This is a genomic window from Mesorhizobium sp. M0001, assembly GCF_040324255.1.
Taxonomy (GTDB): Bacteria; Pseudomonadota; Alphaproteobacteria; order Rhizobiales; family Rhizobiaceae; genus Mesorhizobium.
Genome location: NZ_JAMYVS010000013.1, coordinates 54375 through 69554 on the forward strand (window position 1 = coordinate 54375; position 15180 = coordinate 69554).

The following is a 15180-nucleotide window of genomic DNA, read 5'->3' on the forward strand; positions in this document are numbered from 1 at the left end:
ATTCTGGGCGTGTGTCGAGAGCGGGTTGCGCGACACGTCCGGCTACTCGCCAGAGCCGACTTGCTTTGCTGCAACGAACAGCCTCCGTGGCGCTCGTACCATCTCAAAGCAGAATCCAACGACGGCGGGCTGGTTCGATTACTGGTCGATCTCCTGCCCCATCGCGACGGCTATAATAAACAGGACCTGCAAAGGCTTGAAGCGGTACGAAACACGCGGCCGAAGGGGACCGCATGCCTGATAGTGAAGTAGGTCAATCCAATTGGAGTGCGAAGCTACCATGGACAACTCCGCCGACGGCGCGATCGCGCAGCCCGACACCTATGGGCGGTCTTCCTTGGCCGCGGTTGATTGCCGCGTTCACGAGCTGCTTCTGAGACAGGAGCAGCAGGAGCGGACGACCCTCAAGCTCATCGCCTCAGAGAACTTTGCGTCCTCGGCCGTGCTGGAAGCGAACGGCTCGATTTTCACGAACAAGTACGCCGAGGGGTACCCCGGTGCGCGCTACTACGCTGGAAACGAGATCGTTGATGAGCTTGAGAAGCTAGCCATTGAGCGCTTGAAAACACTATTTGGCAGCGAGCATGCCAACGTCCAGCCTTATTCCGGCTCGCCGGCCAACCAGGCTGTCTATCGTGCGCTTTTGAGTCCCGGTGACAAAGTCATGGGCTTGCCCCTTCCGGAAGGGGGCCATCTGACTCATGGTTGGGCCATCAATTTTTCCGGTACTGACTATCAACGCGTCCCCTATGGGTTGGATGAAACGACACAGCAGATTGACTATGACCGCTTGCGCGAGACAGCCAAGCGGGAACGGCCGCGGCTCATCTGGGTCGGCGGAACTGCTTACCCGCGTGTCTTTGACTACGCGGCAATGGCAGAAATCGCCCTGGAAGCGAACTCCTATCTCGTAGCCGACATTGCGCACATCAGCGGCCTGATTGCCGCGGGAGCGCACCCGAATCCCGTGGGCCATTGCGACGTGGTCAGCAGCACGTCCCATAAGTCGATCCGCGGTCCCCGCGGTGGCTTCATTTTGTCAAGGAACGAAGATCGCTATCAGGCCCTGTATCATACAAAGAGCAAATACAATCTCGCCAGACGAATAGACCGGGCGGTCTTCCCTCACCTGCAAGGCGGGCCTCACATGAATGCCATCGCTGCGCTAGCGGTTGCCTTGCACGAAGCCGCGAACCCGTCCTTCCGAAGCTACGGCCAACAGACGGTTAAGAATGCCAAGGCTCTGGCAGTTGCACTGCTTGAGCGAGGTTATGACCTGGTTACCGGGGGGACGGACAATCACATGCTGATCCTTGATCTTCGCAATCGGCCACTATCGGGCAAGGCCTATGCCGAGCGACTAGCAAAGGCAGGAATCATCACAAACTTTAACATGGTTCCTGGCGACCCGCGGGATCCGGCGGTCACAAGCGGAATTCGCCTGGGGGCGCCAGCAGTGACGTCAATGGGCATGCGCGATGTGGAAATGGAGCAAATTGCTGGCTTCATTGACTCCGTCCTCCAGCGGCCAGACGACGAAAATCTCCATGCCTGTGTGCGAAGAGACGTTGCCGACTTGTGCGCTGCGTTCGAGGTCCCGGGCATCTCCGACAAGTAAGGTGGGCCAAGCAAAATGCCCATACCACATCCAACATCCGAAGCGAGGTATTCATGGCTAGGCAGTTCGTGTTCTCTTCCGAATCGGTTGGCGCGGGGCACCCGGATAAGTTGGCTGACAACATCTCGGATGCCATCCTCGATGCCATCCTCCGCACAGATCCCAAGGCGCGCGTCGCCTGTGAAGCGTTGGTAAAATCAGGGATAGTCGTTCTGGCTGGCGAGATTACCAGCGATGCCCAGGTGGATTATAGCCAAGTTGCGCGTGATACGATTCTCGACATTGGATACGACGACGAGGCCGTCGGCTTTGACGGCCGGCGTTGCTCCGTCGTTCATGCCCTCACCGAGCAGTCGCCCGACATCAGCCAAGGCGTTGACGAGGGAAGAGGGCAAGACCTCCAGCAGGGAGCGGGAGATCAGGGCCTCATGTTCGGCTACGCATGCCGAGAAACCGATACCCTGATGCCTTTGCCGATCCAGCTCGCTCATCGCTTGACGAAACGGCAGGCGTATGTCCGGAAGGCACAACAGCTTGGCTGGTTGCGTCCTGACATGAAATCCCAAGTCTCAGTGCGCTATGAGGGGTTGCGCCCGGTCGCCCTGGATACCATCGTCGTGTCGACGCAACATGACGAGCAGGTCTCGCAAGAGACTGTCCGCGAGGGCGTCATTGAGGAAATCATAAAGCCTGTCCTGCCGACCCACCTGGAGACGGAAAGCATCAGAATTCTGGTCAACCCGACGGGGCGGTTCGTAGTCGGCGGGCCGCGCGGCGACTGCGGTCTCACTGGACGCAAGATCATCGTCGACTCCTATGGCGGGATGGGTCGTCATGGCGGCGGCGCCTTCTCGGGCAAGGACCCGTCCAAGGTTGACCGCTCAGCTGCCTATGCGGCCCGCTATGTCGCAAAGAACATCGTCGCTAGCGGACTCGCAGACGTGTGCGAGGTGCAGCTTGCTTACGCAATCGGCGTGGCCAGTCCGGTTTCCGTCATGGTCAACACGTTCGGGACAGCCAGGGTTGAGGAGAGCAGGATCGAGCGCCTCATTCCAGAGTTGTTCGATCTCAGACCGAAAGGCATTATCAAGATGCTTGATCTCTTACGCCCTATATACCGCAATACAGCGACCTATGGCCATTTCGGCCGTGAAGAGCCTGATTTCACCTGGGAGAAGACAGACAGGGCAGACGAATTGCGTCGCGAGGCAGGACTCGCCGCCCCGTGAGACCGGCGAACGGATTGGAAAAGCCCATTCCCACCGGGCAGACCCACGCCTGGCAGGCGTGGCGAGAAGCGGCTCGGGTTTTTTGGCGGAGACATTGATGCCCGATTATGACGTGCTTTGCATCGGCAATGCCATTGTCGACATCATCGCCCAGTGCGACGAGGAATTCCTCGAAACCAACGGCATCATCAAGGGTGCGATGAACCTCATCGACACCAGGCGCGCCGAGCTGCTCTACAGCCGCATGGGCCCGGCGATCGAGGCCTCCGGCGGCAGCGCGGGCAATACGGCGGCCGGCGTCGCCAGCTTCGGCGGCCGCGCCGCCTTCTTCGGCAAGGTGTCGAACGACCCGCTCGGCGAAATCTACGCCCACGACATCCATGCCCAGGGCGTTGCCTTCGACACCAGGCCGCTCGAGGGACAGCCGCCGACGGCGCGCTCGATGATCTTCGTCACCCCCGACGGCGAGCGTTCGATGAACACCTATCTCGGCGCCTGCGTCGAACTCGGCCCGGAAGACGTCGAGGCCGACAAGGCATCCGGCGCCAAGGTTACCTATTTCGAGGGCTATCTGTGGGATCCGCCGCGCGCCAAGGAGGCGATCCGGCAGACGGCGAAGCTGGCGCATGCCGCCGGGCGCGAAGTGTCGATGACGTTGTCGGATTCGTTCTGCGTCGACCGCTACCGGGACGAGTTCCTCGAGCTGATGCGCTCGGGCACTGTCGACATCGTCTTTGCCAACAGCCACGAGATCAAGTCGCTCTACCAGACAAAATCCTTCGACGAGGCGCTGGCTCAGATCCGCAAGGACTGCAAGATTGCCGCCGTCACCCGTTCCGAAAAAGGCTCGGTGATCGTGCGCGGCGACGAGACCGTGGTCATCGAGGCGACCGCCATCAAGGAGTTGGTCGACACCACCGGCGCCGGCGACCTCTACGCCGCCGGTTTCCTGCATGGCTACACGCAGGGCCGCAACCTCAAGACCTGCGGCGACCTTGGCTCGCTGGCGGCCGGCCTGGTGATCCAGCAGATCGGCCCAAGGCCAAGGCAGAATTTGCGCCGCGAGGCGGAAGGGGCTGGGTTTCTGTAGATGCGCCGGCAACTAACCAGCCGCCCTACTGACGCGATCATCGCGGTGGCGGAACTGTGTCAAAGCTCGCTGGGATCTTGTGCATTCTAACGACGTTGTCACGCACTTGAAGTCTCGTCCGAAATCCTTCATGGGCGACCTGCGAGGGATGTCGCAGCCCGACAGAAATCCATTAGTTGGACAATGGTGGCAGCTGAATATTTCACAATGTTAGACAAGCGTAAAAGCGCGATCGCATAACTACATAAACATTTCGTTATGCGTCATTGACAAGAGAGCGGATTGTTGTGATTGTCTGCGTGTCGTGGTTCTTCGCGTGCGGCACTGCCGCAGCGAAGCTAAGGGGGAAGCCGGTGCGATGCCGGCGCTGCCCCCGCAACTGTTAGCGGCGAGTCAACCCACTCATGTCACTGAGGCGAATACCCTCGGGAAGACGGGTAGAGGCTATGACCCCGCGAGCCAGGAGACCTGCCACGGCGAATTACGTCCACGGGCGGGGTGTCTCGGTGGCCGCTGCAACCCGGCGTTGGTGCCGGCCTGCTAGCGCCTTCCTTGTCACCGACGCCCCCAACCATCGGGGTATGACATGACTGTCTCTCAGCAAATTCCTGTAGCAACGCTCGGCGTGCCGCGCTTCGGTCGTCGGCGAGAACTGAAATTCGCCCTCGAAAGCTACTGGTCCGGAACATCGTCCGCTGGCGACCTTCTTGCGACGTCGAAGGCGCTCCGTGCCGCTAGCTGGGAAGAGCAGCGCGATCGCGGCGTGTCGAAAATCCCGTCGAACGACTTCTCGCTTTACGACCATGTGCTCGACACCGCAGCCATGGTCGGGGCCGTTCCATCCCGTTACGGCTGGAATAGCGGCGAGGTCCCACTTGACATCTACTTCGCAATGGCGCGCGGCAACCAGGGTCAGAAGGAGGATTGTGGACACGCTGGTTACCAGGAGGAGGCTCATGGACCTGGTGTAACCGCGATGGAAATGACCAAGTGGTTTGACACCAACTACCACTACATTGTGCCGGAACTCGATGATGATCAGACGTTCGCCCTCTCGTCATCGAAGCCGGTCGATTACTTCCTCGAGGCTAAAGCTCTCGGCATTCACACACGCCCAGTCATCCTTGGACCCATCACCTTCCTCAAGCTGGCGAAATCGCCTGCCGAGGGGTTCGGTCCCATCGCGCTCCTACCGCGGCTGCTGCCGGTTTACGAGCAGCTTCTGGAGAGGCTGAAGCTGTCGGGAGCCGACTGGGTGCAGATCGATGAGCCAGCGCTTGTCCTCGATCTGAACCCAAACGAACGAGCTGCGTTCGAATTCGCCTATGGCCAGCTGTCGAAAGCCGCGCCCGAGCTGAAGATCATGCTGGCTACGTATTTCGGGTCGCTGGGAGACAATCTCGAAACCGCGATTTCTCTGCCCCTGGCCGGCCTGCATATTGATCTCGTGCGCGCTCCCGAGCAGCTGGAAACGGTGGCTCGGCTCGCTCCGAAGGATCTGGTGCTCTCGCTTGGCTTGATCGATGGCCGCAACGTCTGGCGTGCGAACCTGCCCGCCATTCTCGACCGCATCAAACCGATCGTCGCCGGCTGGCCCTTGGACCGCGTCGAGATCGCGCCTTCTTGCTCGATGCTGCATGTGCCGATTGATCTGCGCATGGAGACGGAACTCGACGCGGACATCAGGTCGTGGCTCGCCTTCGCGGCCCAGAAGACCGACGAGCTGGTCTTGCTGGCCCGGGCCCTGTCCCAAGGCAGGGATGCGGTGGCAGGCTCGTTGAAAGCGTCTGCCGAGGCTGCCGCCACGCGCGTGACATCCACGAGGATCCATGACCCGCTTGTTCAGGGGCGGATCGCTAGCATTGAGGACAGCGCGAAGCGACGAGAGAGCGCTTTTGGCGAGCGCTCCAGAGTCCAGGCCGGCTCACTCGGGCTGCCGCCGTTCCCGACGACGACCATCGGGTCCTTCCCGCAGACGCCGCAGGTACGCAAGGCGCGGGCCGCTCATGCGAAGGGCCAGCTGAGCTATGTCGACTATGAGACGTTCCTGAAGAAGGAGATCGAGGCTGCAATTCGCTGGCAGGAAGAGATCGGGCTGGACGTGCTGGTGCATGGTGAGTTCGAGCGAAACGACATGGTACAGCATTTCGGCGAGCAGTTGTCCGGCTTCGCGCTCACCCAGCATGCCTGGGTACAAAGCTATGGGTCGCGCTACGTGCGTCCCCCCATCATTTTCGGCGACGTATCGAGGCGCAATCCGATGACAGTGCGCTGGTGGCAATTCGCCCAGTCGCTTACGGAAAAGCCCGTGAAGGGAATGCTCACAGGCCCAGTCACCATTCTCAACTGGTCTTTTGTTCGCGACGACGTACCCCGCTCCGAAGCCTGCCGCCAGATCGCGCTCGCCATCCGCGACGAAGTGACGGATCTCGAAAGATCCGGCGCAAGGATGGTCCAGATCGATGAGGCCGCGTTTCGCGAAGGATTGCCACTGCGCCAATCTGACTGGAAAGTCTATCTCGACTGGGCTGTCGAATGTTTCCGGATCGCTTCAACGGGTGTAAAGGACGCGACTCAAATTCATACCCACATGTGCTATTCGGAGTTCAACGAGATCATTCACGCGATCGCTGGAATGGATGCGGATGTCATTTCGATTGAGACGTCGCGCTCGAAGATGGAACTGTTGGACGTCTTCACGAGCTCCAAATATCCGAACGAAATCGGTCCTGGCGTCTATGATATTCACTCACCACGCGTCCCGGAAGTCGGCGAGATTTCGGGCTTAGTCATGCTTGCCCGCGAGCGACTGTCCGACGGCCAACTGTGGATAAACCCGGACTGTGGCCTCAAAACACGCAAATGGGAGGAGGTCCGCCCTGCCCTCATTAACATGGTCGCTGCAGCACGCGCGCTCCGGCAGAAAGTGCAGGCGTGAGGCTTCTCTTCCTCACCGTGTGGGGAGTTGCCGGCTGGCGGATGTCGGCCGGGAATATGCCAAACCGATCACACTCTTGGAAATGAGCCACTCGGCGCAAATGTGCATTTTCCCTACGGCACGTGTCTTAATCCCGCAGAAATATAAATGTGGGACTACGCTATAATATCGGTTCCTTGGGGACATACAGGCCCCGCGCCTCGAACAAATCGGACACGCGTCGTTTCTCAAAGTAGACTGCTTGGCGCGTTCGCTCAGGCAGCGACAATATATGGTGCTGCGTCTGTCCGCCCCCAGTTGATCGCGCAGACTACGGGCGAGGTGGCAGGGTCCGGGTATCGCTAGCGTCCCGCCAATTCGGAGATGGACGTCGCAATTCGTGTCGCCAAGTAAAAATCGCCAATCATTTTCGATTGCGAGTCCGCAGCCAGTTGGCGCTTATTTTCCTGAGATCTGCGTTACAGGCCGGGGCGTTGTCGCCGTTTCTGAGGGTAAGATGGGATAGGCGACGTCAGGTGCCTCTCCGGTCAGCGAGTTGAGGAAGGCAACAAGCAGGTCAACTTCTTCGTCCGCCAGTACTACGCCGAGCTGGGTGGTCCCCATAATGGCGACGGCCTGTTTCAGATCCCAAACCTTGCCCGTATGAAAGTATGGCGCGGTGAGTGCAACGTTGCGCAGCGGCGCCACGCGGAAGACATAGGAATCGTCGGCTGCATTGGTGACCTCAAATCGGCCCTTGTCTTTGTCCGGCAGGACTTCGGCGCTGGGCCGTTCCACGAGGCCGAATGGGTAATAGGCTTGCCCACCAACGTTGATGCCGGCATGGCAGGACGAGCAGCCTTTGTCCATGAAAAGCACCAGGCCCTGTTTCTGTTCGGAAGTCATGGCAACCTCATCACCATTCAGGAAGCTGTCGAACGGGGCAGGTGTGACCAGTGTCGCCTCGAAGGCTTCGATCGCCTTGGCGAAGTTGTCGAAGGTGACCCGATCGGCTTCAGCCGGAAAAGCTGCATCGAACCACTCGACATATTGCGGCATGGACTTGAGAGTGGCGATGAGTTGGCCCGGTGTATTGGCCATTTCGATCCCGGCTTGGACCGGTCCCTTCGCCTGAGCCTTCAGGTCTTCGGCACGACCATCCCAGAACTGGGCGATGTTGAAGACAGCGTTCAGTACAGTCGGCGCGTTGCGCTGTCCCTTCTGCCAACCATGGCCAATCGAGGTTTCGCGATTGTCGTCGCCGCCGGTGGCCAGGTTGTGGCATGAATTGCACGACAAGACGCCTGACGCCGAGACGCGAGGATCGAAGAACAGTGCCTTGCCGAGAGCGATCTTTTCCGGGGTGATCGGGTTGTTGGCGACTGTCGGCGTGGTGGATGGCAAAGCCGTGAAGGTGGCCAATGCCGTATCTCTGAGGTCGGTGGGGATCGAATCCGCAGCAAAGGCGGTGGGTGCCAGCAAGGTGACAGCCATCGTACTGAATAGGATTTTCATAATTGGTCTTCCTGCGTCGTCCACGCAGCCATTATGCGATCTGCGGCTCATGAACGCCCTGAGCTAGATCAGCTTGAGGGAGAGGACGGGGTCTCACACCTGTTTTCGCAGCTGAGCTGGGACCCTCTTGGAAGGATCGCTCTTCTCGATTGGACTTCAGGGAGGAGGGGTATCCCTGGTCGGCAACCGGTTGTATGCATCAAAGCACGCCCTGAGGGCGGCTTCGTAGATTCGGTCACTGCGATCTTCCAGCCAAGGTTGAGAAAGTCGACAGCATCCGCAAGACTGGCAATCTCTTGCACGATGTGCGCTGCACGCCTTGCGAAAAGTGAGCTTCTGAAACGTCAGGGTTCATTCGTTCCTCCTGACCTGCTGATTACGCAATCGGCCTTGTCGACACCCGCCGACTGCACATTGCGATGTCACCAGCGATGGCGGTTTCAACACCTAAGCAGCGACGGTCTATACGACAGTATGGATCTCGTATCGGAATAGGCGTTCCGCCTTGGTGGACCGTCACACCGGCATATAGCTCCGCTTCTACGAACATCCCATCACGCCAGGAAAGACATGGCCAACACGCGCAGTATCGCCAATCTAGCCCTTTGTGTCGACTGCGCCGCGCTTGAGCAGGTCCACCCGCTGTAACTGCCTCACCTTGATCCACAGATCCTAGGCGCCGACCACGTTGTCGTCATCATTTGACGGGCGGGGGGCATTGGCCCATAAGCGAGCCAACGCAAACTGTGCGGTTGCCAATGCGTACTGAAGTGAATTGCAATGATCTTCGGTTTGCGAAACACGCACTTCCGACGCAGCTTGCGTTGACAGAGGCGGTTTTAGGCGCAATAGCACTTCCGCTGGCCTATTTAGTGGAGTTCCATTGTGGTTCGGCCAAGGGCGCGGGGCGCCGGACCGGCCACTTGTAAACCTAATCAAAGAGAGAGAGACCCTGCATGGAAGAAATCTTACCGCGCATCGCCACTGGTGCCGGCATCGGCCCGGCTCTCGCAGAGAAGGCCGTTGGGTTAATGCTGGGTTTCCTGCGGAGCCACGCGGCCGACGGTCCCGGCGCGCGCATGATCGAGGCCATTCCGGGAGCTTCGGAATTAGTAGCGAAGTATCATGGCGACGACCCAGAGGGTGGCGGCCTTATGGGGCTCGGGCAGCAATTGATGGGTGAGGGTCTCAGCATGGCAAAGATCGCCGCCCTCGCCAACGAGACGATCGCCTGCGCCAAGGAACATGCCGGCGACGAACTCGTGGACGAGGTCCTCAATTCCGTTCCTGGCCTTCCCCAGTTCGTCTGATCAGCGGCAGCCGGGGGCGCATGACCTTGTGCGCCCGTGCCGGCCCGTCTGCGCAGCAGGCATTCTCCGCCGAGCGCTCCGCACCGATCTCGCCAGACCACCAACCGCCGGGCACGCGAAGCGAGCGTTGGATTAATTCATTCGTCTGTTGCAAAATCAACTTCAGGCGATTCGATGTGTATAATTTCTGGCGGTAAGGGTTTATCCTGAACGCTTTCGATGAAGCCCGCGAGATAAGCAAACGTATTGTATTTCTCGAGGACTAGCCGCTTCGCCTCTCTTATTGCGCCGCGACGTTCCTTCCAGAGGTCTGAGTTGATGATTTCTTGAATTTTTTGGGTTACGTTCTTGTCCTCTGGGTCAATCAGAACCATAGAGTCCGAAGGGAAGAACCTCGTGATTGCTGGGCTGCCGTAATAGATCGGCATTGTTTCAGCAACGAAGCAGTCCATAAGCTTCTCTGTAAAATAGTAGTCAGCACGAGTATTCTCGAACGCTATACTGTAACGGTAAGGTGCGAGTGCGTTCCATTTATCTCCAATCAGCCGAAAACCTCGGCCGAACAGGTCAAAATCGAGCTCCTTTCTCAGCCGTTCCAGAAACGCCAGCCGATATCGATGTCCTTTTAGCAGGGCGATGTTACTGGTAATCCATGAGAGCCGAAGCGGTTTATCCACCACTTCGCTGACCAGAAGTTGGTCATATGTCTTGTTTACAGACCAAGACCGAGTGATAGGCGGAGACAAAACGAATCGGCGCGCTGCATTCTGCCGAGCAGCCAGCTCTTCGTCAGACGTCAGGACGATAGTATTCTTCCCCTGCCCTTCATGAAATGCACGATGAGCTTTCGTCGGCGGTTCGCCGATTGCAAAGATTGTCCTGTTTGGGCTCGCCTCGATATCAACAGGGAGCCCAAAAAGAGAAGCAGAGTTAAAGACAATATGCCAATCGGGCACGAAGGATGTAGTGCGTACAAAAGCGACGTTGTTCCAGATTCCACTGCCCTTTGGAGTGAGATGGTGGATTGCATCATCCAAAACGCCCCAAGAATCTAGACATGTAGCAACAATGGGCGCCGGGCGTTCCGTCAACAATTTGGCCGACAAAGCAGTTCCACTCCCTTCAGTCGTGAAGGTACTCAATCGCCATTCAGGATTGCGGTAACATCGGGCAGCATAAACCTTCCGGGACCTGCTGTCGAGGCAATTGTCGCTTTGCACTTGACCAGGTTCTTCCTCGCTTCGTGTGGTGATCAGGCCGGCTGAGTGGCAGCATGCGTGCCTAAGGAGTTCGCAGCCGGCGCTGCCTAATGGTACGTTTGATCGTCTTCAGGCGGTTGATCAGCCCTTCCGCCTCGGCCGCTCTCCACGGCAGTTCAATGGCATCGCGAACGGAGTCAAGGTCACCGCGTAGGACCAGACCGAAACGCGTGTTGGCGATGAGCCGGGTGACGCCAAGTCGATCGAAGTGCCGAGCTTGCCCAACTCACAGGCCCCGCAAAATGCCGCGGAAGGGCATGGCAAGCCTGCGCATAGTGGCAAACTCATGTCATCCCTGCTTCAGGACGTCGACCTTTCTGGCCTGGTTGATCGTCAGCACATCACGAGGCTTCATGCAGAGGGCCTGGGCGACTACCGGCGAGATCACACGGCCGGTCGCGGCATTCTGTATGAGGACGCGTCGCTGGCTGGTTGATGCATATCATTGATGCAGGCGGCTCACTGTCCTTGCCCGGCTTCTCGGCGCGGCGCCAACTTGCGAGAAGCCGCTCCAGATTCGAGAAGCTGCCGGTCGCCGCGCTGTTTGATATCCTGGAACAGGTGTCATCCGCAGCCATTGCCGCCTCTCCAGGACCGGCTAAGAAACGCCTCGAAATACATTGATGTCCTAGGTTTATCAGCGGCGGTTCCCAGCCCCTTTGCAAGAGCGGCTCACCGGCGATGAACTTACATCACTTTGGCCATTGCCAATGAACGTTTGTTCCATCGTCCCTGACGCCCACCATCAAGCGACCACTATCGCTCGATTTCACAGTCCAAAGAAGCAAAGCGAGACAAAAACAGCGCGCTTAGCCTCGAGGCTACTAGCGACTTCGGCGCTAAGTTAGAGCGGCACGCGCCACGCACCTCGGCAGGGTCGCCAACAACGAGTGGCTCAGCGGTCACGCCGCGAAATATGGCGCATCGATGTCGCTTCTGGACGAGCATTGGCAATAACGCAGTCAGAGACATTGTTGCTTTCAGCGGCAACCGGCCCTATGAAGCGACGCTTCGCTGACTATGTTTCACCCCTGGAGAGTTTCATGACAGAAGAAGCCGGAAAAAACGTCGACACCCTCATTGAGCTTGCCGCCGACGTCGTGTCGGCCTACGTGTCCAACAATCCGATCCCGGTGGGGGATCTCCCTGCCCTCATCGGCCAAGTGCATGCGGCTCTGAGAGCGACGGCCGGAGGTATCTCTGCACAAGAGCCGGTTGCCCTTACGCCTGCAGTCCCGATCAGGAAGTCGGTGACACCGGACTACATCATCTCCCTTGAAGACGGGAAGAAATTCAAATCTTTAAAGCGCCATCTGTCGACCCACTATGGGCTGACGCCGGGTGAATATCGGGCCAAATGGGGCCTGCCGGTGGATTATCCCATGGTGGCGCCGAACTACGCCGCGAAGCGTTCGTCATTGGCCAAAACGATGGGGCTCGGCCGCAAACAGAAAGCGCCGAAAGAGCCGGAAGCGCCGGTGCCGACGAAGCGAACTCGCAAGAAGGTCGCGGCTTGATTTCGGTCGTTCTGGAGCGTTGCATCCATCGGCTTAATCTGCGCGTCATATAAAAAGGCGGGGACAACCCCGCCTTCCTTTTAAACAACTTGTTTCATGAGGAATTCGCGACGCCTGCAGCAATCTGTTGGCCTCAGTTTTTGCTCGGTCCCATCGAGCGGCCGTGAGGACCTACGTGCCTACTCTTGCCAAGACGCAGGAGATCAACCAGCTTTGCTGAGGCTGCCAGCGGAGGACTTGCCAGTGCGGCGATCCTGCTCGATCTCATAGTTGATCTTCTGGCCGTCAGCGAGGGTCGAGAGGCCCGCGCGTTCGACAGCGGAAATGTGGACGAAAACATCCGGACCGCCATTGTCGGGCTGGATAAATCCAAACCCCTTGGTGCTGTTGAACCACTTTACCGTTCCAGTCGTCATATACTTGTTCCTTCTTCTACAATGCACGTGGGCGGCCATTAGGCCTGTCCGAGTCATAGCCGAGAGTTGGGCGCAGCAAAAAGCGAAAAATTGTTAAGCCCCGATCAGCTGGCGCACTCCATTGTGGGCGTAGCCGCCAGCAAGCACTGTCCTACACTACCGCTCGAGCGTGGCCGGAAGCGCCCAATTTCTTCCAACGCTCCTCAGCGCCACGTCGATGGCTCGTGTTTGGAGGCCCGGGACGTAAGGCCGACCGCTGCTCGTGCCGCCAGGTCAAAAGGCCGGGTAGTTCACGGAGCTGCCTTCGTGCATAACACCTTGGGAGCGCCTTAAGGAGTTTCGAGTTGGATTGTTTCAAGAGGGTCGAGGGGTTGATCGATGCGACCAGCGTGGAAGCGATCGATAGCGCGCGCGTTTTGCTGGACCAGTTCAAGGGCAAGTCAGAAACAATCGCCCAAGCGATTGACGACTTCCTGCTTGATTTCATGACCTTGCTGTTTGTGGTAGAAGCCACCCGCGAGCAGTTCCACAATCCGGCGAGGCGGTTAGCGCGCATCAGATTGAGCAAGGTCAGGCTGTTACTCACGCGATGCTCTTGACCTAAGCGACCACTCCGCCAGGCATGCATTTGAAGCCGAGCGCACCAGGCGGGCATGAAATACGCGACCGCTAAATTCTGCTGTTTGGTTCCCAGGGACGACGGCAAGCGCGGACAGCTTCCGTGCTGCTTTCCTGCAGCGGCAAATGTGCTGCATGCCCCCATCCAAGGCGAGCTCGACGTTTGTTTCTTACGTTGACCAAAGTCCCGCGAAAACACTCCCCTTCCCGCAGCAACTCATCACGTTCAACGGCCTCGCGGCAGGCCATCACGCCAAAAGAGAGCAACGGCATCGTTTTTCCCGCCCAGTCCTACGACCTCGTTTTCCAGCGCCTCGCGAATGTCGCCACCCGCCGTTTTTTTTCAGGTCCGTCTTCGCGCGCGAGCTGGGTCCGCGCCCACTTAGCTACGCTGCTCACGCCCTACCCTTCAGCACCGCCCGGTCTGACTGTCGAGGACATCGGTCCGCTGGAGCGACAACATTTCAATTCTGACCGTCGGTGCAGCGGCCTTCGAAGCGCATCCTGTCCCCCTTCCCCAGCAGCGCGCCCAATCGTCTTCCAATTAAGAAGATATTCTCAGCCGTGCTCGCGTCGCCTTCAGCCCTGTTCGATGGCCCACAATGTCGGATGCACAACATGTCAGACTGACTTGTCCACATGCCTCGAATGTTTTCTGATCTGGCACGGTGCATGCGTGGTCGTCCGCAAGGCGTCGCGGATCAAGGAAAATCCCTCCAATGACCATCCCCCCAAGAACACCGCCGCCGGGTCTCCTGGGCTCATCCCAAGATGAGGCTCGAGTGAGCGTTGGCCGCATGATTCATCTGGCTCGGCCTGCCCGCCGATCCTCCCACGGGGATCGAAGACGCAGCCCGTTCAGGAAAATGAGGAACAAATCACTGCCTCGAAACTTGCCTTTCCAACCGGAGCCATCGATCGCCCCCTGGCTGCGCAAGGCATTCACTGCCACCGCCCTGGCCCTGGCGCAAGTATGTTCGAAGGCGTGCGCCCATATGATTTCTCCCGCCGCCATGGCTTCCTTGATCAGCGGAACGGCCGAGGCGCCGGCACCTGGGGTCGTGAACTGAATGCCGTTGTCGGTAAGCACTGTGTGGATCTTGTAAGGGACAGCATCAAGAAGATGGCGCAGGAAATCGGCGGAGACCGCTGTCGTTGCCTTCTCGTGCAGCTCGACGAAAGCGAACTTCGAGGTCCGATCTATGGCCACGAACATATGCAGCTTGCCCTGCTCGGTTCGGACCTCGGCGACGTCGATATGGAAGTAGCCGATTGGATAGGCCTTGAACTTCTTCCTTGCCGGCTTGTCGCCCTCGACATCCGGCAACCTGCCTATCCCGTGACGCTGCAGGCAGCGATGCAAGGATGACCGCGACAGATGCGGGATCATCGGTTGGAGAGCATAGAGGCAATCGTCCAGTGGCAGCAGCGTATAACGCCGAAAGGCGACGATGACCGCCTCTTCCTCAGTCGATAGCACTGTCGACTTCGGATCTCTGGGGCCAGTCGGAAGATCGGCGGCCGACGTCCGGTTCCTCCACTTCCTAACCGTCTTCTGATTGATGCCGTAGCGCTTCGCCAGCGCCCTCAGGCTCTCTTGACTATGCTGTATCGCTCGACGGATCGCCTCTGTCGTCGTGGCGCTCCCATGAAGAACCTGGCCCATAGCGCATCCTTTGATTCGGACGAAA

The 15180-nt window shown here is 58.7% G+C and carries 11 protein-coding genes, 1 pseudogene and 1 riboswitch; of the genes and pseudogenes, 8 read left to right on the top strand and 4 right to left on the bottom strand.

The window, feature by feature from the left end:
- The first annotated feature begins 280 nt into the window (after positions 1–280).
- The 4 genes from glyA (at position 281) to metE (ending at position 6875) form a co-directional block, all read left to right on the top strand.
- Positions 281–1618, top strand: coding sequence for a serine hydroxymethyltransferase (glyA, locus tag NKK50_RS26545; protein ID WP_352544095.1), 1338 nt, complete (start codon positions 281–283; stop codon positions 1616–1618).
- Positions 1619–1671: 53 nt separating this feature from the next.
- Complete coding sequence (gene metK, locus NKK50_RS26550) at positions 1672–2847, top strand: methionine adenosyltransferase (protein ID WP_352544096.1); 1176 nt, start codon at positions 1672–1674, stop codon at positions 2845–2847.
- Positions 2848–2944: 97 nt separating this feature from the next.
- Positions 2945–3937 carry an adenosine kinase gene (locus NKK50_RS26555; protein WP_352544097.1) on the top strand — a complete coding sequence of 331 codons (993 nt, stop codon included), beginning with the start codon at positions 2945–2947 and terminating at the stop codon, positions 3935–3937.
- Between the two features lie 288 nt (positions 3938–4225).
- Positions 4226–4427: riboswitch (cobalamin riboswitch) on the top strand.
- A 96-nt stretch (positions 4428–4523) separates the two neighbouring features.
- The gene (gene metE / locus NKK50_RS26560) at positions 4524–6875 is read left to right on the top strand and encodes a 5-methyltetrahydropteroyltriglutamate--homocysteine S-methyltransferase (RefSeq protein ID WP_352544098.1); all 2352 of its coding nucleotides are present in this window, start codon (positions 4524–4526) and stop codon (positions 6873–6875) included.
- A 438-nt stretch (positions 6876–7313) separates the two neighbouring features.
- On the opposite strand, the gene NKK50_RS26565 is transcribed toward metE, so the two are convergent.
- A complete protein-coding gene (locus tag NKK50_RS26565; RefSeq protein WP_352544099.1) occupies positions 7314–8369 on the bottom strand; it encodes a cytochrome-c peroxidase in 1056 nt (351 codons plus the stop codon).
- A 956-nt stretch (positions 8370–9325) separates the two neighbouring features.
- On the opposite strand from NKK50_RS26565, the gene NKK50_RS26570 reads away from it, so the two are divergent.
- Positions 9326–9679, top strand: a complete 354-nt coding sequence (locus tag NKK50_RS26570; protein ID WP_023690586.1) for a hypothetical protein — start codon at positions 9326–9328, stop codon at positions 9677–9679.
- Positions 9680–9816: 137 nt separating this feature from the next.
- On the opposite strand, the gene NKK50_RS26575 is transcribed toward NKK50_RS26570, so the two are convergent.
- Positions 9817–10821 carry a glycosyltransferase family 10 domain-containing protein gene (locus NKK50_RS26575; protein ID WP_196815046.1) on the bottom strand — a complete coding sequence of 335 codons (1005 nt, stop codon included), beginning with the start codon at positions 10819–10821 and terminating at the stop codon, positions 9817–9819.
- A gap of 552 nt (positions 10822–11373) precedes the next feature.
- Here NKK50_RS26575 and NKK50_RS26580 point away from each other — a divergent pair.
- Together NKK50_RS26580 and NKK50_RS26585 are read left to right on the top strand one after the other, a co-directional pair.
- A complete protein-coding gene (locus NKK50_RS26580) occupies positions 11374–11562 on the top strand; it encodes a hypothetical protein (RefSeq protein WP_352544100.1) in 189 nt (62 codons plus the stop codon).
- Positions 11563–11981: 419 nt separating this feature from the next.
- The gene (locus tag NKK50_RS26585) at positions 11982–12455 is read left to right on the top strand and encodes a Ros/MucR family transcriptional regulator (RefSeq protein ID WP_352544101.1); all 474 of its coding nucleotides are present in this window, start codon (positions 11982–11984) and stop codon (positions 12453–12455) included.
- A 203-nt stretch (positions 12456–12658) separates the two neighbouring features.
- On the opposite strand, the gene NKK50_RS26590 is transcribed toward NKK50_RS26585, so the two are convergent.
- On the bottom strand, positions 12659–12871 hold the full coding sequence (locus NKK50_RS26590; protein ID WP_023671852.1) for a cold-shock protein: 213 nt from the start codon (positions 12869–12871) through the stop codon (positions 12659–12661).
- Positions 12872–13215: 344 nt separating this feature from the next.
- Between NKK50_RS26590 and NKK50_RS26595 the strand changes: the two genes are divergently transcribed.
- Positions 13216–13470 carry a hypothetical protein gene (locus NKK50_RS26595; RefSeq protein WP_023671853.1) on the top strand — a complete coding sequence of 85 codons (255 nt, stop codon included), beginning with the start codon at positions 13216–13218 and terminating at the stop codon, positions 13468–13470.
- A 995-nt stretch (positions 13471–14465) separates the two neighbouring features.
- On the opposite strand, the pseudogene NKK50_RS26600 reads toward NKK50_RS26595, so the two are convergent.
- Positions 14466–15155: pseudogene (locus NKK50_RS26600) on the bottom strand (DDE-type integrase/transposase/recombinase); the annotation flags it as partial.
- Between the last annotated feature and the right edge of the window lie 25 nt (positions 15156–15180).

Bases quoted from the DNA above. Each gene is read 5' to 3' on its own strand.
- glyA (WP_352544095.1), top strand. From the start codon at position 281: ATGGACAACTCCGCCGACGGCGCGATCGCGCAGCCCGACACCTATGGG.
- NKK50_RS26570 (WP_023690586.1), top strand. From the start codon at position 9,326: ATGGAAGAAATCTTACCGCGCATCGCCACTGGTGCCGGCATCGGCCCG.
- NKK50_RS26580 (WP_352544100.1), top strand. From the start codon at position 11,374: ATGCATATCATTGATGCAGGCGGCTCACTGTCCTTGCCCGGCTTCTCG.
- NKK50_RS26590 (WP_023671852.1), bottom strand. From the start codon at position 12,871: ATGACGACTGGAACGGTAAAGTGGTTCAACAGCACCAAGGGGTTTGGA.
- NKK50_RS26585 (WP_352544101.1), top strand. From the start codon at position 11,982: ATGACAGAAGAAGCCGGAAAAAACGTCGACACCCTCATTGAGCTTGCC.
- metK (WP_352544096.1), top strand. From the start codon at position 1,672: ATGGCTAGGCAGTTCGTGTTCTCTTCCGAATCGGTTGGCGCGGGGCAC.
- NKK50_RS26565 (WP_352544099.1), bottom strand. From the start codon at position 8,369: ATGAAAATCCTATTCAGTACGATGGCTGTCACCTTGCTGGCACCCACC.
- metE (WP_352544098.1), top strand. From the start codon at position 4,524: ATGACTGTCTCTCAGCAAATTCCTGTAGCAACGCTCGGCGTGCCGCGC.
- NKK50_RS26555 (WP_352544097.1), top strand. From the start codon at position 2,945: ATGCCCGATTATGACGTGCTTTGCATCGGCAATGCCATTGTCGACATC.